Origin of the sequence: Spirosoma sp. KCTC 42546, assembly GCF_006965485.1 — a bacterium.
Taxonomy (GTDB): domain Bacteria; phylum Bacteroidota; class Bacteroidia; order Cytophagales; family Spirosomataceae; genus Spirosoma.
On sequence record NZ_CP041360.1, the window covers coordinates 3,961,792 to 3,982,199 of the forward strand.

Here is a 20,408-nt window from a genome sequence, read left to right on the forward strand (position 1 = left end):
AGTAAGAATAGACATGATAGATTATTCTTCACTCTTCACGCCACATGCTTAACTCATTACTTTTTTGCATTAACCCAATAAACATGAACGGTAAATCGTGTTGGTATAAGCTGATGGTTGTTTGTCTGTTCTGCTTGCTGCAGGGGCACACAACTACGGCTCAGATAGCACCTGAGGTTCAGAAACGCTACAATGCCGCGGTTAACCTGCTGCGGTCAGGCGATTATGAGCGGGCAAAAACGGATCTGAATGTACTGATTCAGCAACGGGGGCCTCTGGCCCCCTATGCCAGTTATTATTATGCTATTGCCGCATTTCGTCAGCGAAATTTTGCTCAATCCCGGCTGATGCTTAAACAGTTAATGGACCAATTTCCAGACTGGCGTAAAGTAAACGATGCCTATTATTTGCTTGCTGCTGTTTCCATGGAAATGGGTCAATATGAAGAGGCACTAACGACTATTCAGCAAATAAGTGATCCTGCACTTCGCCCAGACGTTACGAAACTGGAACAGAATTTTATACACAGAATTACTGATCTAACAAGCCTAAAACAACTAAACAGAAATTTCCCGAATGATCGAATTATTGGGCTTGCCCTGATTGATCTGATCCAACGAACCGCTAGCGATAAAGATGATCTGGAACTGTCTGACCGACTAACCAATCGGTTTGGCGTTCCGGGCGTAACAGCTACCCAATCCTCCACATCAACGGTTGTAGGTACACCAAATCAGACCAGTCAGCCAGTTACATCGCCCACCCGTAATTCACGCCCAAAAGGCTATTATAACATTGCGGTGATGTTTCCGTTCCGGCTCGATGAGTTCAATGCTGAAAAACGAGCCCGTGCCAATCAGTATGTGTATGACCTGTACGATGGGATCAAGATGGCCAAAGCCAAGTTGCAGGAGGAAGGGATCACGGTCAATGTGTTTGCCTACGATCTTGATAATGACGCCAACAAAACGCTGGAATTAGTTAATAGCCCTGCCTTTGCGCAAACAGATCTGATTATCGGGCCGCTTTATATAGAACCGAATCGGATTGCTTCGGCCTATGCCAATCAAAATAATATCCTGCTGCTGAACCCCATTGCGACGAGTAGCGAGTTGGTGGCGAATCAACCCATGTCCTTTCTGGCACAACCGTCGATGAATCAGCAGGCAAAAAAAGTGGCCGACTATACCCGTAGCCTGAATGGGAGCCGCCGGGCGGCCATTTATTTTGGGACATCCCGTAAAGATTCATTGCTGGCAATGACCTACCAGAATGAACTCAAACAGCAGAATTATACCGTAATTGATTTTCGGAAAGTAAGTGGTACAGCACAGGCCATGGCCGATGCCATGCAACTAACGGGAAAACCCACTACGACGCGTCCGGCTGCTACGACGGCTACAATCAATGTTGGCCATGTGTTTTTTGCCAGTAGTAACGAAGAAGATGGCGCACGGATGATCGATGCGCTCAGTCGACGGCATGTGATGGGGCCACTCATTACCACGGCATCGGCCTTTGATTTTTATCGAAATTCAACATCAACCTTCAATCGGAAGGATTTGTATTTACTTTACCCCGATTTCATAGATACCTCACGTGAGCCGGTCATCTCGTTTCAGGAGCAATACGTAGCCAAACGGAATACGATACCATCCGTTTTTGCCAGTGAAGGCTATGACATGATGCTTTTCTTTGGGCGGCAATTGGCGAAAAATGGACTCCAGGCCCGGAATCGAAGCAATCTGCACTCTGATACAGACGATTATTTACTGTCGGGTTTCGACTATACACAAACGAATGAAAACCAAATCGTACCAATCGTAAAATACGAAGATGGGCGGTTGGTTAAAATTAATTAGTGGAGTAAGTGAAATAGGTGTAATGAGTAGAGTAAGTATAGCCCTATCCCACTCAGTACACTTACTCCACCCAGTCCACTCACTCCACAAAAATGACAACGAGCGAACAGTTATTCGAAAAAGCTAAAACGCTGATTCCTGGCGGAGTAAACTCACCGGTGCGGGCATTCCGGGCGGTAGGCGGTACACCACTTTTTATCAAGTCGGCCAAAGGGCCTTATCTCTATGATGAAGATGGTCGCCAATATATTGAACTGATCAATTCCTGGGGCCCCATGATTTTAGGGCATGCCTTCGAGCCCGTAGAAAAAGCTGTTCGGGATGCCATCCAGCATTCGTTTTCATTTGGAGCTCCGACGCGCAAAGAAGTCGAGATGGCCGAATTGATTACGACAATGGTTCCTTCCGTGGAGAAGGTACGGATGGTCAACTCCGGTACAGAGGCTACCATGGCTGCCATTCGGGTAGCGCGTGGGTTTACCAATCGGGACAAGATCATCAAGTTTGAAGGCTGCTACCATGGCCACGGCGACTCATTTTTGATCGCTGCCGGAAGTGGTGCCATGACGATGGGCATCCCGGATAGTCCAGGTGTTACAAAAGCTACGGCTGCCGATACACTGACTGCACCGTTCAATGATCTGGCGGCTGTAGAAGCGTTGCTGGATAATAACCATAACCAGGTGGCGGCTGTCATTCTGGAGCCTGTGGTGGGCAATATGGGCTGCGTATTGCCCGAACCCGGTTTTCTGGAAGAAATTCGTTCGCTCTGCGACAAGCATGGTGTTGTTCTGATTTTCGACGAAGTCATGACCGGCTTCCGATTAGCAAAGGGCGGAGCACAGGAACGATTTGGCATTATTCCGGACCTGACCACTATGGGGAAAATCATCGGTGGCGGGATGCCTGTCGGCGCTTACGGTGGTCGTGCTGATATCATGAATATGGTATCTCCCGCTGGACCCGTCTATCAGGCCGGAACCCTGTCAGGCAATCCAATTGCGATGTCGGCCGGATTAGCGATGTTGCACCACCTGAATGAACATCCCGAAGTTTATACGCACCTGGAGGAAATTGGCGAGAAGCTAACCTCCGGTTTCAAGGCTAGTCTACTGAAAATCGGGCTGAATTATACGATCAATCACCTGGGCTCTATGTTCACGCTGTTCATGACGGAGCAGCCCGTATCGAACTTTACAGATGCCAAGACCTGCGACATACCCTTGTTTGGGCGGTATTTTCACGCCATGCTCAAGCGGGGTGTTTACCTGGCACCCTCGCAGTTCGAAAGCCTGTTCTTGTCGGTAGCCTTAACGGATGAGTTAGTAGAGCAGGTAATTCAGGCGAATGACGAAAGTTTATTGGAAGTAATGCATACTGTAGACTGAATACTGTAAGATGGACAGTTGGTGATAGCCTTGCAGGGGTATTACCCATTTTACAGTATTCATTCTATAGTATGCATTGTTATGTTCTTCTCCATTATCATCCCCATCTTCAATCGCCCCGACGAACTTCGCGAGTTGCTGAGTAGTCTGACAAAACAGACCTACACCAGTTTTGAAGTTATTGTTGTTGAGGACGGCTCTAAATTAAAAGCAGATGGAGTCGTAACGGAGTTCGAAAACCAGCTTACTATCCGGTATTTTTTTAAAGAGAACTCAGGACAGGGGTTCACCCGAAACTACGGTTTTAAGCAGGCTAAGGGTGATTATTTCGTTATTTTCGATTCAGACGCGCTCATTCCTGATCACTACTTCCAGGTTGTCAACGAACAGCTTACGAGCTCCTGGTTAGATGCTTATGGCGGTCCTGATGCGGCCCATCCTGAGTTTACGCCTATTCAGAAAGCCATTAGTTACTCCATGACTTCACCTTTTACAACAGGAGGCATTCGGGGCAGTGGCAAAAATCTGGGCGGTACCTATCACCCAAGAAGTTTCAATATGGGCTTATCGAGGAAGGTCTGGGAAACGATCGGCGGGTATAAACTAAGTCGGATGGGGGAGGACATTGAATTTGCGATCCGCATTATCGAGAACGGATTCAAAACCGGCTTAATCCAGGACGCTTTTATTTATCACAAACGTCGAACAAGTTTTGGTCAGTTTTTTCGGCAGCTTCGTTTTTTTGGTCGCGCCCGGATTAACATCTCCCGGTATTATCCCAGCGAGCTAAAGCTCGTTCATACCTTTCCGGCTTTATTCACGCTGTTTTTAGCCACCGTACCGGTCTGGGCCTTAATAAGCCCCGTACTCTTCTGGCTTGCCTTGAGTGTACTTATCGTATTGGCAATCCTCATTTTTATTGATGCTACCCGAAAAGAAAAAAGTTTACAAGTTGGTTTACTGAGTGTCGAGGCAGCCTTTGTCCAATTAACAGGTTATGGGGTAGGGTTTTTAAGTGAAGGCTGGAAACGATTTTGGGAACCGAAACAGTTTCGCGAAACAGGGGCTAGTATTGAGTACCCATCCTGAAAAGGATCAATAGACCATTTTCGTTTATATTTAGGCCAACCCTTCACCAATCGTAACGAAATTGGCCTGTTGAACGTTATCTACCAAATTCCGCTGAACGACGCATTTCTATGACCAAGCTTGCTAAACCACCCGGCCAACGATTAGTGAAACGTATGAGCACCCGAACGAAGGGACTGATTATAGCTCCTCTGGGTTTGTTGTTGTTTAGTGCGGGACTGTGTGTGTTGAGTGTAGCAGCTGAGGCAAACCATTCGGGAGCTCCGTTTCGGCAATGGTTTCTATGGGGTGCGTATAGCCTGATCCTGATTAACAGTGGACTATTATTATTTGGGCAGGCGGTTCGCTACCGGGCTCAGTTGGACTATCGCCGGTTTGTGCGCCGGGAGCTTAAAAAGCGGGATCGCGAACTGACCCGGATTCTCCAGAAACGCAAAACCTCGCCTACTAAGGGCGAGGTTAAATGACTGAAACAAGTCATTGAAAAAACTTAAGCAGCTTTCTTTTCTGCAAACGATGCCTTGATGGCGTCAATATCTACGTTCTTGATCGTTGGCTTACGCAGCAATTGCTTGATCGCATTTACTTTATTGTTGGCAATAGCGCGGTTCCGGCGAGCCTTACGCTTTAGTTCTGTTACTCCCATGATTGTATGTTTTTAACGTATCGGTTCAAAATCAAGGTGCAAAAATACGGTTTTTTCTGACAGGATTGACAGGATTGACAGGATTTTTATACTACCATGCCAGTTAAAAGAAATGATTTGACAGGATTAACGGAAGTTGGATGGGCTAAAAATCCTGTTAATCCTGTAATCCTGTCCATAAACCTTTTTGATTTCTGCAAATCCTGTACTCCTGTCTCTTAATTTTGCAGCATGCAAAAACCAAGCTTACCAAAAGGCACCCGTGACTTTGGCCCGGAGCAAATGCGCAAACGGCTATTTATATTCGATACCATTCGCAGGACATTCCAACGGTTTGGCTTCCAGCCCCTCGAAACCCCATCCATGGAAAACCTGTCAACCCTAACAGGAAAATACGGTGACGAAGGTGACCAGTTATTATTCAAAATCCTCAATTCCGGCGATTTTGCCGCTACGCTTACCGAACTCGATCTGGCGTCGGGGTCTAAAAAACTAACCCCTAAAATTTCCGAAAAAGGCCTGCGTTATGACCTGACGGTTCCCTTCGCCCGCTACGTGGTGATGAACCGGAATAACCTGACCATGCCTTTCAAGCGTTATCAGATGCAACCCGTTTGGCGTGCCGACCGACCACAGAAAGGGCGCTACCGGGAATTTTACCAGTGCGATGCCGATGTAGTTGGTACTGATTCATTGATTTGTGAGGCCGAAATCATTCTCATGATCCACGAGGTATTTAGAAATCTCAATATTCAGGATTTCACGCTGAAGTTAAACAACCGGAAAGTTCTGGCGGGTATCGCTGAGGTAATAGGAGCACCCGGCCAGGAGGGGTTATTATCTGTGGCTATTGATAAACTGGATAAGATCGGTAAGGAGAAAGTACTGGATGAGCTTCGGGAACGAGGTTTTACGGAGGAGGCCATTGTTAACCTTGATCCACTGTTTGGGTTTATGAATCAGGAGGTATCTCAGGTAGTGGATCAACTCCAAACATGGCTTGTTTCATCCGAAACGGCTTGCCAGGGAATTACCGAACTTAAAGAAACACTTGAATTAGTCAGTCAATACGGCTTAGCAGACAGCCGTGTAGAATTAGATCCGACACTGGCCCGTGGGCTTTCGTACTATACCGGAGCCATTTTTGAGGTAAAAGCTAACGGCGTATCGATTGGAAGTGTTAGTGGGGGTGGACGCTATGATAACCTGACGGGCGCCTTCGGTATGCCAGGTTTATCGGGCGTGGGAATCTCGTTTGGTGTAGACCGGATTTATGACGTGATGGAGGAGCTAAACCTGTTTCCGGCAAATGCTGGGCAGGGAACCCAGGTGCTCATCATCCCATTCGATTTGGAAGCTCGCGGAGTTGCCTTGCCTTTATTGAGTAAACTCCGCGCTGCCAATGTTGTCTCGGAGGTGTATCCTGACCTGGCGAAAGTGAAAAAGATGATGGACTATGCCAATGCCAAAGCTATCCCGTATGTGGTGCTGATTGGCTCGGAAGAAGTGCAGACAGGCATCCTTTCGCTAAAGAATATGCTAACCGGCGAGCAGACGAAAGTGACCCCCGATGAAATTGTGCAAGTCGTGCAGTAACCGTTCGACCCCATTCGGGGTCGTATGTTTATAGAGGTATCTTTTACTATAGACATACGACCCCGAATGGGGTCGAACGGGATATGACAAACTAGAAATGGGGTTCACTTACAGGCCTACTTTAGCCGCGCTAAGAACCGTTTGGAGGTCTATTTGTGGAAGTGCGGCTACTTCGCCGATGACGATGATTGCGGGATTACTGATCCCAGACTCTGCCACTTTCTCGTTGATGGTTTCTACATTGCCAATCACAAGCTGCTGTTCGGGTAGGGTTCCATTCTGAATGATGGCAACGGGCGTTTCGGTTTTACCACAATTCGCAAAAACGGCCATAATTTCTGCCAGTTTGTGCATGCCCATCAGTATCACAACCGTTGCCGACGACTGAGCTGCCAAGGTAAGATCGGCTGACAGTTGCCCTTCTTTAGTGGTACCCGTTACTACCCAGAAACTTTCAGAGAGACCTCGCGTGGTGAGGGGTATTCCTGCTGCGGCAGGTACCGCATAGCTACTCGACAAACCGGGCACTACATGCGTGTCGATCCCGTGCTGACGAGCGTAATCAACTTCCTCATAACCACGCCCAAATACAAACGAATCACCACCCTTCAGCCGCACTACATGCCCGTATTGTTGCGCATAGTGTACGATCAAGGGATTAATGTCTTCCTGAACGCACGAATAGGCGCCCCGGCGTTTGCCTACGTAGACTTTCAGGGTGTCGGGACGGCAATAGTCGAGTAAATCCGGGTGAACCAGTGCATCATACATAACCACATTGGCCTGTTGTAACGCTTTGATTCCCTTTACCGTTATCAGATCCGCATCTCCCGGACCCGCTCCTACAAGAGTAAGTTTCATGATTTCAATGATGAATGAGTGAATGAGCGAATGAGTGAGTTGCTAACGCGAAGCTTATTCACTCATTCGCTCATTCACTCATTGAAAATTAACTGTCCTGCGCCTGGGTTAATTCCTGTAGTTCGGGTAAACCTTCCTGCTCGATCTGAGCTTCGCGGTTGGCTTGAACGGTTTGCAGGAACGCTTCGGCCTGGGCAATGAATCGGCGGGCAAACTCTTCCGACGGCTCCTGTTTGTTTATACTGAACACCAGTGCTTTAAACTCGCCTTCTACCTGGTGGAAATCCGGTTCACCAACAAAGGTTTTATCGAAATCGCTAACAATGCCATGTTGCGTATTAGTGGGTACGTCCCGACTCATCAAGGCGGCTCGAGCCCCTGTTATAAATACGTTGTATGTATGGTATAAGGCATCGGACCAGCGACTTTCCGCAAGGGCTTCCCGTGCCCAGCCCAGTTTTTCGCTGGCTTCTGTCAGGGTTGTAGCCACCAGGTCGATTAGTACGCTAGCGCACTCACCAATACCAACCTCCGTTACGTACTGTTCCGTATGGTCCCAATCGATATAATCACTGTCAATGAGAGTTTTGAGGTCGGCCAGTGGTTTCAGTAACTGGTAAAAGTAGTTTTTCCCCTGACGGGCATAGTAATCACTATAGTACTCGCCATCGAATGAATTCGCTTCGAAGTCACGCAGTAAATAACGCAACGAATCGGGACCACGTTTAGCCGGGATTTTAATGACTTTGTCGGCAATCAATCCTTCGCCTTTTCCGTTGAAACCGCCCCCGAGCAGCACTTGTAGGGCAGGGAGCACGTAAGCCCCATTTTTGAGTGATGAGCCGTGATAGCCAATGTTGGCCACCGAGTGCTGTCCACAGCCATTCATGCAGCCCGAAATCTTGATTTTGATATCGTCGTTGAATACCAGATCCGGGAATTCGTCGTGCATCATGGTTTCCAGTGCCCGTGTAATCCCGTAACTGCTTGAAATGGCCAGATTGCAGGTGTCCGTACCGGGGCAGGTGGTAATATCAGCGGTGGTATCGAAACCAGGGTCAGCTAATCCCAGTGCATTCAAGGCTTCATAAATAGCAGGTAAATCCTCAGGCTTCACAAAACGAAGTAAGTACCCTTGATTGACCGTCACCCGAATATCATCGGCTGCATACTGGTTTACAATTTGTGCCAGAGCACGGGCTGTATCGGAATGCATATCACCCAGTAACACCCGGAGTTGAACGGCATACCATCCCGCCTGCTTCTGTTCGAAAACGTTGGTTTTCAGCCAGCGCTCAAAACCTTCGTTCCCACTAAGGACATTCGGAGCCGGAGCATCCGGACGAGCGGCTGGTGGTGTTGCAAAGAGCGAATTGCCGGAGGTCTCGCCGACTTCATACGATTTGACGCGTAAAGCGGGTGTTTCGTCGGCAATCCGACGGAGCAGTTCCTCTAGCCCAATGTCATTGAGCAGGTACTTCATCCGGGCTTTATGCCGCTTTTGGCGCTCCCCATAGCGGTCGAATACGCGAATGACACCTTCAATAAACGGAATTACCCGGTCTTCTTCCAGAAACTCAAATGCGGTTTGTGCCGAAAAAGGCTGAGCGCCCAAACCACCACCCAGCATTACTTTGAATCCCCGCTGGCCATTCTGCGTGCGGGCAACTAGCCCAACATCGTGCATATAGCCATAAGCAGAGTCTTTCTCGCTGGATGAAAGCGAAATTTTAAACTTACGACCCATATCCTGGCAAATTGGATTACGCAGGAAATAATCGAATATAGCGTGAGCGTAGGGGGTTATATCAAACGGCTCTAGTGGATCAACGCCTGCCCGTGCCGAACCGGTTACGTTCCGGACGGTGTTGCCACAGGCTTCTTTCAGGGTAATGCCCGCATCTTCCAGATCAGCCCAGAGTTGGGGCGAATCGGCCAATTTGACAAAGTGCAGCTGGATATCCTGGCGGGTAGTAGCGTGGAGGTTGCCCGTTGCATACTTGTCCGATAAGTCAGCAATACGAACCAGTTGATCGGCCGTGATGCGTCCGTGGGGGAGCTTGATCCGAATCATTTGTACCCCTGGTTGCCGCTGGCCATATACACCCCGTGTCAGACGGAATTTCCGGAACGCTTCATCGGCGATATCCCCTTGCTGAAACGAACCGATTTTCTGAGCCAGATCGAGAATGTCGCGACGGGCGGCTGTACTTACATTGTCAGTGAGCTGAATAGACATAAGGTATATTGTCTATAGATTTAATAGTCTAGCTTATTAAAACGAAACGCCGGAACAGCCCGGCGTATTCGTTTATGTACAAATATAAAGCCATTCGACCGGCATAAAGTTCTGGGGATGCCCAACTTCTGGTTATGGACGATAAAGAACGGTTATAGAAGTGTGTTATTTATAACGGAACACCGGCCGTTTCATCGATCTGTTTTACTGCGTTAACCCTAAACCGATAATGACCTTTAGCCTTAACGCAGTAACTTGTTCAGGACAGTACCTCTTTCTTCTCTATACCCTCTGGTTGGCCTTTCAAAACGGCTTTCGCCTGGTTGACAACGTTTTCGACCGTAAAACCAAAGTAAGCCATGACCTCTTCGCCGGGTCCGGAAAGGCCAAAGCGATTCATGCTGATGGTCGTCCCCTCGTCGGTAACGTATTTGTGCCAGCCAATGGGGGAGCCTACTTCTACCGCCAATCGTTTGCGGATAGCCGGAGGTAGCACCTGATGCTGATAGGTCTTGTCCTGTTGCTCAAATAACTCCCAGGAAGGCATACTGACAACCCGAGACCGAATACCCTGTTTTTTTAACGCTGTCTGAGCCTCCAGTACCAGCGATACTTCCGAGCCTGTGGCGATCAAAATAAGCTGGGGGATGCCTTCGCATTCACTGAGAATATAGGCTCCTTTTTCCAGCCCCCGTGCCGAACCGTATTTACTCTGGTCAAGCACCGGTAATTTCTGGCGGGAGAGTAGCAGCAATACAGGCGTTTTAGGCTGTTTCATGGCTACGCGCCAGGCTTCAACGGTTTCGTTGGCATCGGCCGGGCGAAGGACAATTACGTTTGGAATGGTGCGTAACGATACGAACTGCTCAACGGGCTGGTGCGTGGGGCCGTCTTCCCCTAAGCCGATGCTGTCGTGGGTGAACACAAACGTTGCAGCCGATTCGGCAAGGGCAGTCAGCCGGATAGCGCCCCGCATATAGTCAGAAAAGTTGAGGAAGGTACCGCCATAAGGGTGTATTCCACCGTGTTGAGCCATTCCATTGAGAGCTGCGCCCATAGCGTGTTCGCGCACGCCAAACCAGATATTCGAGTTTTCGTAACGACCCGGCTGGAAACTAACATCGCCTTTTGTGGGCATGTCATTAGACGATGCCAGATCAGCAGATCCCCCAAACAGGAAAGGAACCCGCTTTTTCAAAGCCTCCAGTGCTTTACCAGACGCCTGACGGGTGGCCAGTGGGCCATCGGCCGGGGTAAATTTAGGTAAATCAGCTTCCCAGTCTTCGGGGAGCTTACCGGAAAAGGATCGGCTAAAGTCGTTGGCCTGATCGGGAAATTGGTCCTTATAAGCGGCAAACTGCTTTTTCCAGTCGGCCTGTACATCGGCTCCGCGTTTTCCGGCTTCGAGCAGGTGGGGTTTTACTTCCTCCGGTATGACAAATGACTTGTCGGGGTCCCAACCGAAGAATTCCTTCGTTTTTCGCACATTCTCTTCCCCCAATGGGCTACCGTGCACTTTACTGGTACCTTCCTGCGGACTACCGTAGCCAATGATCGTGCGCACGGCGATAATAGACGGACGTTCGGTTTCGGCCTGAGCTAATCGAATGGCGGCTTCAATTGCATCCAGATTGTTGCCATCGGTTACCTGCTGGGTGTGCCAGCCATAGGCCTCGAACCGAGCCATCCGGTCCTCGGTAAAGGCCAGATTCGTGGGGCCATCGAGCGAGATCAGGTTATCATCGTAGAGGTAAATGAGCTTGCCTAATTTCAGGTGACCCGCCAGCGAAGCCGCTTCTGAGGCAATTCCCTCCATCAAATCACCGTCGCTAACAATCGAATAGGTGTAATGATCCATGAGGGTATACCCATCTCGGTTGTAGGTGGCGGCCAGAAAGGCTTCGGCCATTGCCATCCCAACCCCATTGGCAAAACCCTGTCCCAACGGTCCAGTGGTTACTTCAACCCCAGGCGTCAGATTTGATTCTGGATGGCCGGGTGTCTTTGAATGGAGTTGCCGGAACTGTTTCAGGTCATTCAGAGAAAGATCGTAGCCGTACAGGTGCAACAGGCTGTAGAGTAGGGCAGACCCGTGCCCTGCGGATAACACAAATCGATCCCGGTTGGGCCATTTGGGGTCTTTGGGGTTAAATCGCAGAAAGCGCGACCAGAGAACATACGCCATAGGAGCGGCTCCCAACGGTAAACCAGGATGTCCCGAATTTGCTTTTTGAACGGCATCGACCGATAGCAGTCGGATGGTGTTCACGCTAAGTTGGTCGAGGTCAACAGAATGTTTAGTCATAACGAACGAGTCAGCTAGTAAACAATAGACCTGATTGGATATCCGATTGTCAGGCCGGTTGTTAGGTAGTAACACGTGAACCGCCATGAAGGGTTGAAAAAATTACTGAATTGGTCCAACGTAGCTTACATAACCATCCCCAGCAGTAAAAAGAAGAGAAACCCCGCATAAAAGGTGGCGGTTAACCAGGCGGGCTCTTCGGCAATATGCGCTTCGGTGAGTAATTCATCGGTAACAAGAAACAGCAACGCTGCCAATCCCACCGATAGTACCATATCCAGCACTTGTTCGGATACATTTTGCAGCAGGCTGGCTCCCAGGCCCGTGCTGAGTAGAAATAAAGCGGCAAAGCCAACAATCAGACTACTAATTCGGCCTCGTGTCAGCTTGTTTTTGACGAGTGACGTTGCTGTGGCCAGTCCAAGGGACAGGCTTTCGATTCCCAGCGCAAACGCCAGTAGTTTCCCCTGTTTTGCGCCCGCGGCAAAGCCAACGCCTAACAGTAAGCCATCGACAAACACATCGATACCAATAACAATCAGGAACGTAATGGGCCATTTTCCGCCGGTATCTTTCTTTTTGCTCTGGTGTTCCTTTGCTTCCGTCCATTGACGGATCAGGAGCATCAGGAGGATGCCTGCCCCGAACCCCAGGGCCGTCAATACAGGATGGTGTAAATGAACCACTTCGGGCAAAATCTCGACGGCTACAACGGAGAAAATGACCCCGGCTGCAAAATGAAGTACGGCACTTTGTAGCTTAATGGATAACCGGAAATAAACGGCTATTAATCCGCCCAGGCTAAGCCCAAGGGCAGGCAGAAGCGCGTAAACTAGAATTTGTTGAACAATTGGTGTCATGTTGATTGATTTAGTCAGTGACTTGAGAATTACCCCGCTGTCTTAGCCCGTTCGGCACTAATGAAATAAGCCCCTTGCCGCACAATTGAGGATGGGTCTATAGAGGCTGGTAAGGCTACTTCAGTTCGATGATTTTGGGTAATGCCAGCTCGGACCGGAAGCATGCCAAATTGATAGGTACCTGCTGGACTGTTGGCCTTTCGAATGTAAACAAACACCCGGTTGCCTTCTTTGATCAGCGCATCTTCGGGCAAGGCGACCACCTGCCGGGGAGCGGCCAGAATTGTAGCGCGAACATACGAGCCAGCGAAAAGTCGATCATGTTTCCCCGCCACTAAGTCGGCATGTACCAGTACTGTTTTGGTTTGCGCGTCAAAGGATTGGCCTACCCGAATCACTCTCGCCTGCATGTCGCCGGTTTGTTGCTGGGGCACGGTGAAACGCACCAGTTGTCCCTCCCGAACATGGCGGATATCATTCTCGAAAACGCGCAGTTCGAGGTAGAGGTGCTCTTTCCCAACAATCTCGATGAGTGCATCCGTCGTGCCCACGTACTGGCCCAGGCGTAGGTTGACTTTGTCGACGTACCCACTAATGGGAGCCAGAAGCGGAATAGTACGGCTAATTTTTCCGTTGCGAAGGCTTTCCAGTGGAATATGCAGCTGAGCCAGTTGGGCCTCCAGTGAAGACAGCAAAGCCGTAGTTGTTTCAAACTCCGACGTCGATTGCTGTAGTTTCCGTCGTGCGCCCACTTCCTCCCGAACCAGCTCGGTTTGTCGGTCAAGTTCCTGGCGTTCAAAACGATTCTTGGCTTTGGCTTGCAGGTACTCCTGTTGTAATTTGACGTAATCGGGGTGCTCCAATACAGCCAGTACCTGGCCTTTGCGGACAAAATCCCCTTCCACCAATTGGGCTGACCGGACAAAGCCACCCATGGGGGCACTCACTGTAGCCCATTGATCGGGTGGGGCTTCGAGCTTACCCGTTGCCTGGATCGTTTCTCCCAACGTAAGGGTATCCGGGCCACCCAGTTGAATACCTGTTTCAATAAACTGGGCGGCACTGATGGTAACCGTAGACGCAGATTGACTGGACGATATGGGAGCCGTTTCCGACTTTTTTTCGGAGGAGGAACAGCTCCAGAGGCCAGCTAGTCCGACAAATATCCCAAAAATTATCTGTTTTTTCGTTTGAGTCGTTTTCATGGGGAATGAGTATATTAAGGAGCCTTGGGCGAATAGCCGGTTAGTGCATCCTGTTCAATAATCGATTGGTTATAGTGGGCCAGGGCGTCCAGATATTGCTCGCGAATGAGCCAGGCCTGTGTAGTGCTTTGCACAAATTCAACGTATTCAATATCGCCACCCAGGTAACTCCGTTCGGCGGTTCGCAGAATCAGATTCGCCTGGGGTAAGGCGGAGGTCTCGTAATAGGAGAGCGTCATTACCGATTGACGATACTGCTGTTCCCGAATCGAAAGTTCACCCCGAAGCCGGTGTTGTTGGTACATCAATTGACGATCAGCGATCTGACCCTGAAGCCGGGCCGCTTCCAGTCTGGCCCGTAACGGCGTTAGGAAGAGGGGGAGCGAAACACCAACCTGATAGACGCCAAATCCACCTCGTCGTTCAATGGATTGCGATAAATACCCTACCCGAACATCCGGCCAAAAGCGTTGCTGTTCCAGATTGATCTGACGACGACTTAGCTCAACATGCGCACGTTGGAGTGCCAGGATTGGAGTAGACTCCAAGGCTGCGGGCAAGAGCGGTTGGCTTACTTTCATTGAGCTGGTTGTATCGATAACTACTGGCTCGTTCACCTGTAGTAACATGGCCAGTTGCTGCCTGCCAATCCCAATTTCAGATTGGAGGACTGCTAGTCGGTTCTGGATATCGCGTTGCCGGGTTTCGGCCGTTACGCGCTCCAGCTGATTGGTTTCACCAGTGCGGTAGCGGATACCAGCCGCCCGGGATGCCCGTTGGTACAACGTATCCTGGGCCTGGAATAGGCTAAGCCGTTCGTAATTGAGTCGAAGGGTATAAAAGACGGACCGAATCTCACGTATCAGTTCAGTTCGGTGGAGGGCTGCTTGCTGTTGGGCTAGCTGTTGCTGCGACTGATTTAGTTTTTTCTGAGCCACGTACACAGAGGGCATCGCCAGCGACTGCATGACCACCAAACTATGGTCGATGGGATAGGACTGAATCTGTCCGCGTTGGTAATCGACGGTGGTTCGGGGAATGTCCCAGGCAGTTTTCGTCAACTGTTCTGTCACTCTGACGCCCAGATTGCTGGCCTGTAGCGCACCGTTGTTTTGCAACGCCACGGTAATTGCCTGGTCAATGGATAGGGGAGCCGGTGTTGATTGGGACCTGGCAGTTGTAGGACTAGCCAGCCCAGCCAATAGGAACAATCCCGCAAGACTCTGTAAAACAGTAGGTTGTCGACCGGATTCCCGGCGACGTACGCTACGAGAGGTAACCAGGCTATATAATACAGGCAAAACCACCAGCGTAAGGAGGGTGGCCGATACCAGACCCCCAATCACGACCGTTGCTAAGGGCTTCTGAACTTCGGCCCCGGCTGAACTCGACAAGGCCATCGGCAGAAAACCCAGCGACGCCACCGCGGCAGTCATGACAACCGGGCGGAACCGAACCGCTGTGCCTGCTTTCACCCGCTCTACTACATCCGTGATGCCTTCTTCGGCGAGCTGATTAAAATAGCTGATCAGTACAATGCCGTTCAGGACCGCGATGCCAAAGAGCGCAATAAAGCCAACCCCCGCCGAAATACTGAAGGGCATACCGCGTACCCAAAGTGCCAGCACCCCGCCGATGGCAGAAAGAGGAATAGCCGAGAAGATCATCAGGGCCTGTGCCATCGAACCAAAGGTGAAAAAAAGTAGTAACCCAATCAGGACCAGGGCCAGTGGCACCGCAATAGCCAGTCGCTCCTTCGCTTTAACCAGATTCTCAAACTGCCCACCGTAGCTGTAACTGTAGCCTGCCGGTAGGGGTACCTCTTTCTCCAGAATGGTTTTCATCTCCCCGACCAGACTTTCAACATCGCGGCCCCGGACGTTGATCCCCAGGGTGATCCGTCGCCGGGCATTGTCCCGGGAAATCTGCATCGGTGCGTTTTGGTAGCTGATGGTGGCCAGCTGATCCAGCGGAACCTGCTGGCCGTTGGGCAAATCGACGTATAACTGGCGAATGTTGTCGATGTCCTGCCGATACGTACTATCGAGCCGCGCGACCAGATCGAAACGTTTCTCCCCTTCGAAAACAACACCAGCCGTTTCCCCGGCAAAGGCTGTTTTCAGGATGCGGTTCAGGCTCGCTACAGAAACCCCATATTGCGCCAACCGGGGTCGGTTGTAGGAAACCAGCATTTGTGGCAATCCACTGATCTGTTCCACCTTCAGGTCGGCCACGCCCGGGATAGACGTTAGTTTAGCGGCTGCCTGATTGGCTTTTTTGAACAGGATGGCAAGGTCTTCGCCGTAAATTTTAACGGCAATATCCGACTTTACGCCTGTCATTAATTCATTGAAGCGTAGCTGAATGGGTTGGGTGAATTCCAGATTCAGGCCGGGTAAGACCCGTAATGCCCGCTCCATTTTCATCAACAGTTCTTCCTTAGTCGAAGCCGTTGTCCAGTCTGCCTGATCTTTCAGGACAACAATAACGTCGGCCGCTTCAATGGGCATGGGGTCTGTCGGGATTTCTGCCGTGCCAATCTTGGAAATAACTTCCTTCACTTCCGGGAAGCCGCTTTTAAGAATGGTTTCCAACCGGCGGGTTGTTTCAATTGTCTGGGAGAGCGACGAGCCTGGTTTTAGGGTTAAACTAATAGCAATATCCCCCTCGTCCAGATTCGGAATAAACTCACCACCCAGGGTGCCAAATAGCCCAACTGTTCCGGCCAGCAGGAGTACAGAGGCAGCTAAAACACTTTTTTGCCACCGTAAGGACCCAGTCAGTAAGGGCGCGTACACGCGGTAAAGGGCCTTCATGATTCGGTCGGCCAGGGTACCTTCTTCCTGGATATCCTGCCGCAAAAGGGTAGCTGCCATCATTGGTACATAAGTCACACAGAGCAGCATAGCCCCAATTATGGCGAAACCAACCGTCAGGGCCATCGGGCGAAACATCTTTCCCTCAATACCCGTCAGTGATAAAATAGGAAAGTAGACGATCAGAATAATAAGCTGACCAAACAGGGCCGATCGCATCAGCCGACTGGCGGAGTCCAGCGCAATTTCATCCATGGACTGCGAGCGGCTGGCCCGCGTGTGAACGATCTGAAAAATCATACTCTCCACAATAATGACGGCCCCATCGACCAGCAGGCCAAAATCAATAGCGCCTAAACTCATCAGATTGGCCGATACGCCGAAGACATGCATCATGCCCAGTGCGAAGAGCATACAAAGCGGAATCACCGATGCAACGACCAGACCCGCTCGCCAGTTGCCCAGTAAGAGCAGTAAAACACTCATCACAATCAGTCCCCCTTCGAGCAAATTCTTGGTAACCGTGTGGATGGCTTTGTCAATGAGTACTTTACGGTCCTGGAAGGGCTCAATTACCAGACCCGGTGGCAGACTTTTCTGAATGTCGGCCATCCGGCTTTTCACCCCTTCAATGGTTTTCTCAGAAGAAGCCCCTTTTAACATCAACACAATTCCGCCCACTACTTCGCCCCGGCCGTTGCGGGTCATTGCGCCGTACCGAACGGCATGACCAAACCCCACCTGCGCTACATCCCGAACGAGTACAGGTGTCGGCCCCAGGTTCTTGACCACAATCTGACCAATTTCGTCGGGGCTTTTGACCATGCCCTCTCCGCGAATAAAAAAGGCTTCCGGCCCTTTTTCTATATAGCTTCCTCCCGTGTTGGCATTGTTCGTGGACAAGGCATCGACCACTTCAGTGAGGGTTGTATTCATACCCCTGAGCCGTTCCGGGTCAATGCTTACCTCATATTCTTTCAAATAGCCGCCCAGACTACTAATATCCACCACGCCGGGGACCCCCGCCAGTTGTCGTTTGATCAGCCAATCCTGGATGGTACGTAGATCGGTGGCGGAGTACTGGGATTCAAAGCCTTCTTTAGGGCGGACAACGTACTGATAAATTTCCCCTAACCCCGTTGTGATGGGTGCTAACTGAGGCTTACCTGCGGTTAGTTCGGCTTCAATGGTTTTCAACTGTTCCGTAACTAACTGCCTGGCCTGTAAGGTGGGCGTAGCTTCCTCAAAAACCACCGTAATGACCGATAACCCAAAGCGGGAGATTGATCGGATTTCAGTAACCCCCGGTACATTGCGGAGGGTTGTTTCGAGCGGGAAGGTGATAAATTGTTCGGTTTCCTGAGCAGCCAGTGAGGGTGCCTGCGTAATAACCTGAACCTGATTGTTGGTAATATCCGGAATGGCGTCGATAGGAAGCTGGCTGAGGGCATAGGTTCCCCAGGCAATCAGCGCCACGACACCCAGCACCACCATCAGTTTTTGATGGATGCTGAACTGAATGATTTTTTGCAGCATGAAAAAGGTAACTCGTTGAGAAATAAAGAACAAGTGACCGCGCTTCTGTCGGAGACAAAGGCAGGGACACTCGATAAGTCAAGCGAGAATTACCCTATGCGAGGAGGTTGAAACAGAAAGGGGGCTTGCAGAAAGGAGTACAGATTTTCGTACGCAAACCGAACGGGTAATCGGAGAATAAGGCTTGAAAGCTGATCAGGACGCCATTGCAACTGGGTTAAGATAAACACAAATCCCGCCGACAGGTGATTGTACATGGGCAGTTTTACGCCCTGATGGGGTGTCTTCGCGTGTTTGGACGCAGTGTTATAATGAAGGTCCAGAAACTGCCAGAAGTCAAACCCGGCTCCGGCCGTTTTTTTATGCAACTGATAATGGACAAGAAGTCCGGGGAGTTTATATACTTCCTCTACGTCAGTCTGCGGGAACAAACTGCCGGCCAGCATGAGTATACCCAGAAAAAGAGCCAGCGCGGATTTCATGGGGCAAAGGTAGGGCTCAATCGGCGTACTTCCGCGTCAAGGAGGCATTTGGTCAAAATACCTCGTTCCGCTCACCCGTTTCCTGCCAGTCGGCGTCCATCTCCTGAAACCGTTGCGCTACCCGCGTCAGAAAAGGCGTATCGAGCATGGTGGGAACGGCTTCCGGGTCGCTAATGTCCATTTCACTGATCTTATACGTCTGCTCATAGGGACCGGCTTCAATTTTGACGATATATTTGCCATTCCAGGCGTAAAGGCCTATGCGGAACTGAGGGTGGGGAATATCCTGAACGAAACGCATTTTTATTGAATAATTGTTAATGTATAATGAATAACGACTTGTTAACAGCGTATCAAAACTGTGTGGAGACAAAGGTAGGCAACGCAGTTTGTCATCTACTTCTCAAATCGTTATTCATTCTTCATTGTTCATTATACATTCTCTCCTGTGGAAACGAAACCGACGAAGCGGCTCAGTTTTTTCTGAAGGGGAATGTGCAGCTCCAGAAACGCGAGTATAAGGAAGCCATTCGGTATTATTCGGAAGCGATCGGTAAAAAGCCCGATTTTGCCGATGCGTATAACAATCGGGGATTAGCGAAATTCCGAAACGATGACCGGGAAGGCGCTCTGGCTGATTACACCCGAGCTATCGATGCAGACCCTGATTTCGGGACGGCCTATTTTAACCGGGCGGAAGTTCGACTGGAAACCGGCGACGCGGCAGGCAGCCTGGCGGATCTCGAACGAATTGAGAAGCAATACCAGGATTCTACCTTTTACCAGACCCGATTAGCGGATACCTACGTTCGACTCAACAAGGTGTCGCAGGCGCAAACGGCCTATGATCGGGCCCTGCAACTCAAGCCCGACAATGTTGAAGCCCTCACCAATCGGGGGGCGTTGTATTTTAGTCAGAAAGCCTACAAAGAAGCTGACGCCGACATCCGGCAGGCATTGAAACTGAAACCAAATCAGGATGCCGCGCTCAATAACCTGAGTTTATTACTGGCGCATGCCGGAAACTATGCCGAAGCACTTACGTATGTTGATCGCGCGTTAAGTCATCAACCCCGGCAGCCTTATTACCTGAATAATAAGGCCTATCTGCTGCTGAAATTGAACCGCCCGGGCGAGGCCCTGCCACTGGTACAGGAATCGCTTCAACGTGATAACCAGAATGCCTGGGCGCATCATACGCTGGGTTTATACTGGCTGAGCCAGCAGCAACCCGATAAAGCCCTCTCCGAGTTTCGATTGGCCGAAAAACTGGATGCCTCCGTTGAGCAGCTTTATTATTATATAGGCACGGCGGAGCTGGCAGTCGGCAATAAAACCGGCGCCTGTGAAGCCTGGCAACGGGGCGAATCAGCAGGCGATGACCAGTCCCGACGCGAACGGGCGGATCGTTGCCGGTAGAGCGTTTCACTCCATTAACTTTCCGAGTTGATAGACGGCTCATAAAAAGGGACAACTCAACGAACAATCGTGATTTGTCCCTGCCCGCAGTCAGGTCATCGGCC

Annotated in this window: 15 protein-coding genes; 6 read left to right on the forward strand and 9 right to left on the reverse strand. The window is 50.2% G+C overall.

Features of this window, described 5'->3' with window-relative positions:
• The first annotated feature begins 83 nt into the window (after window positions 1–83).
• The 4 genes from EXU85_RS16080 to EXU85_RS16095 all read left to right on the forward strand — a co-directional run bounded on the left by EXU85_RS16080 (window position 84) and on the right by EXU85_RS16095 (window position 4,806).
• Window positions 84–1,862: a tetratricopeptide repeat protein gene (locus EXU85_RS16080; RefSeq protein ID WP_371732020.1), complete on the forward strand. Its 1,779-nt coding sequence runs from the start codon at window positions 84–86 to the stop codon at window positions 1,860–1,862.
• Between the two features lie 92 nt (window positions 1,863–1,954).
• Window positions 1,955–3,250 carry a glutamate-1-semialdehyde 2,1-aminomutase gene (hemL, locus tag EXU85_RS16085; protein WP_142773063.1) on the forward strand — a complete coding sequence of 432 codons (1,296 nt, stop codon included), beginning with the start codon at window positions 1,955–1,957 and terminating at the stop codon, window positions 3,248–3,250.
• Between the two features lie 81 nt (window positions 3,251–3,331).
• On the forward strand, window positions 3,332–4,339 hold the full coding sequence (locus tag EXU85_RS16090; protein ID WP_142773064.1) for a glycosyltransferase: 1,008 nt from the start codon (window positions 3,332–3,334) through the stop codon (window positions 4,337–4,339).
• A 110-nt stretch (window positions 4,340–4,449) separates the two neighbouring features.
• Window positions 4,450–4,806, forward strand: a complete 357-nt coding sequence (locus tag EXU85_RS16095) for a hypothetical protein (RefSeq protein WP_142773065.1) — start codon at window positions 4,450–4,452, stop codon at window positions 4,804–4,806.
• A 23-nt stretch (window positions 4,807–4,829) separates the two neighbouring features.
• Here EXU85_RS16095 and EXU85_RS35380 read toward each other — a convergent pair whose 3' ends face one another.
• On the reverse strand, window positions 4,830–4,985 hold the full coding sequence (locus tag EXU85_RS35380) for a hypothetical protein (RefSeq protein ID WP_168207803.1): 156 nt from the start codon (window positions 4,983–4,985) through the stop codon (window positions 4,830–4,832).
• A gap of 231 nt (window positions 4,986–5,216) precedes the next feature.
• Between EXU85_RS35380 and hisS the strand changes: the two genes are divergently transcribed.
• Window positions 5,217–6,581 carry a histidine--tRNA ligase gene (hisS, locus tag EXU85_RS16100; protein WP_142773066.1) on the forward strand — a complete coding sequence of 455 codons (1,365 nt, stop codon included), beginning with the start codon at window positions 5,217–5,219 and terminating at the stop codon, window positions 6,579–6,581.
• A 108-nt stretch (window positions 6,582–6,689) separates the two neighbouring features.
• Here the strand turns inward: hisS and cobA are convergent, their stop codons facing one another.
• The 8 genes from cobA to EXU85_RS16140 form a co-directional block, all read right to left on the reverse strand.
• Complete coding sequence (cobA, locus tag EXU85_RS16105) at window positions 6,690–7,442, reverse strand: uroporphyrinogen-III C-methyltransferase (RefSeq protein WP_142773067.1); 753 nt, start codon at window positions 7,440–7,442, stop codon at window positions 6,690–6,692.
• 88 nt (window positions 7,443–7,530) lie between these two features.
• Window positions 7,531–9,681: a nitrite/sulfite reductase gene (locus tag EXU85_RS16110; RefSeq protein ID WP_142773068.1), complete on the reverse strand. Its 2,151-nt coding sequence runs from the start codon at window positions 9,679–9,681 to the stop codon at window positions 7,531–7,533.
• Between the two features lie 259 nt (window positions 9,682–9,940).
• Window positions 9,941–11,986 (reverse strand): transketolase, encoded by a 2,046-nt coding sequence (gene tkt, locus EXU85_RS16115; protein WP_142773069.1) that lies wholly within the window; start codon window positions 11,984–11,986, stop codon window positions 9,941–9,943.
• Window positions 11,987–12,111: 125 nt separating this feature from the next.
• Window positions 12,112–12,846, reverse strand: a complete 735-nt coding sequence (locus tag EXU85_RS16120; RefSeq protein WP_142773070.1) for a ZIP family metal transporter — start codon at window positions 12,844–12,846, stop codon at window positions 12,112–12,114.
• A gap of 29 nt (window positions 12,847–12,875) precedes the next feature.
• Window positions 12,876–14,051: an efflux RND transporter periplasmic adaptor subunit gene (locus EXU85_RS16125; protein ID WP_142773071.1), complete on the reverse strand. Its 1,176-nt coding sequence runs from the start codon at window positions 14,049–14,051 to the stop codon at window positions 12,876–12,878.
• 14 nt (window positions 14,052–14,065) lie between these two features.
• A complete protein-coding gene (locus tag EXU85_RS16130; protein WP_142773072.1) occupies window positions 14,066–18,403 on the reverse strand; it encodes a CusA/CzcA family heavy metal efflux RND transporter in 4,338 nt (1,445 codons plus the stop codon).
• A gap of 89 nt (window positions 18,404–18,492) precedes the next feature.
• Window positions 18,493–18,885, reverse strand: coding sequence for a hypothetical protein (locus EXU85_RS16135; protein WP_142773073.1), 393 nt, complete (start codon window positions 18,883–18,885; stop codon window positions 18,493–18,495).
• A 52-nt stretch (window positions 18,886–18,937) separates the two neighbouring features.
• On the reverse strand, window positions 18,938–19,186 hold the full coding sequence (locus EXU85_RS16140; protein WP_142773074.1) for a hypothetical protein: 249 nt from the start codon (window positions 19,184–19,186) through the stop codon (window positions 18,938–18,940).
• Window positions 19,187–19,248: 62 nt separating this feature from the next.
• Here EXU85_RS16140 and EXU85_RS16145 point away from each other — a divergent pair, with 62 nt between their 5' ends.
• Window positions 19,249–20,304 carry a tetratricopeptide repeat protein gene (locus tag EXU85_RS16145; RefSeq protein WP_246859578.1) on the forward strand — a complete coding sequence of 352 codons (1,056 nt, stop codon included), beginning with the start codon at window positions 19,249–19,251 and terminating at the stop codon, window positions 20,302–20,304.
• Window positions 20,305–20,408: the final 104 nt, after the last annotated feature.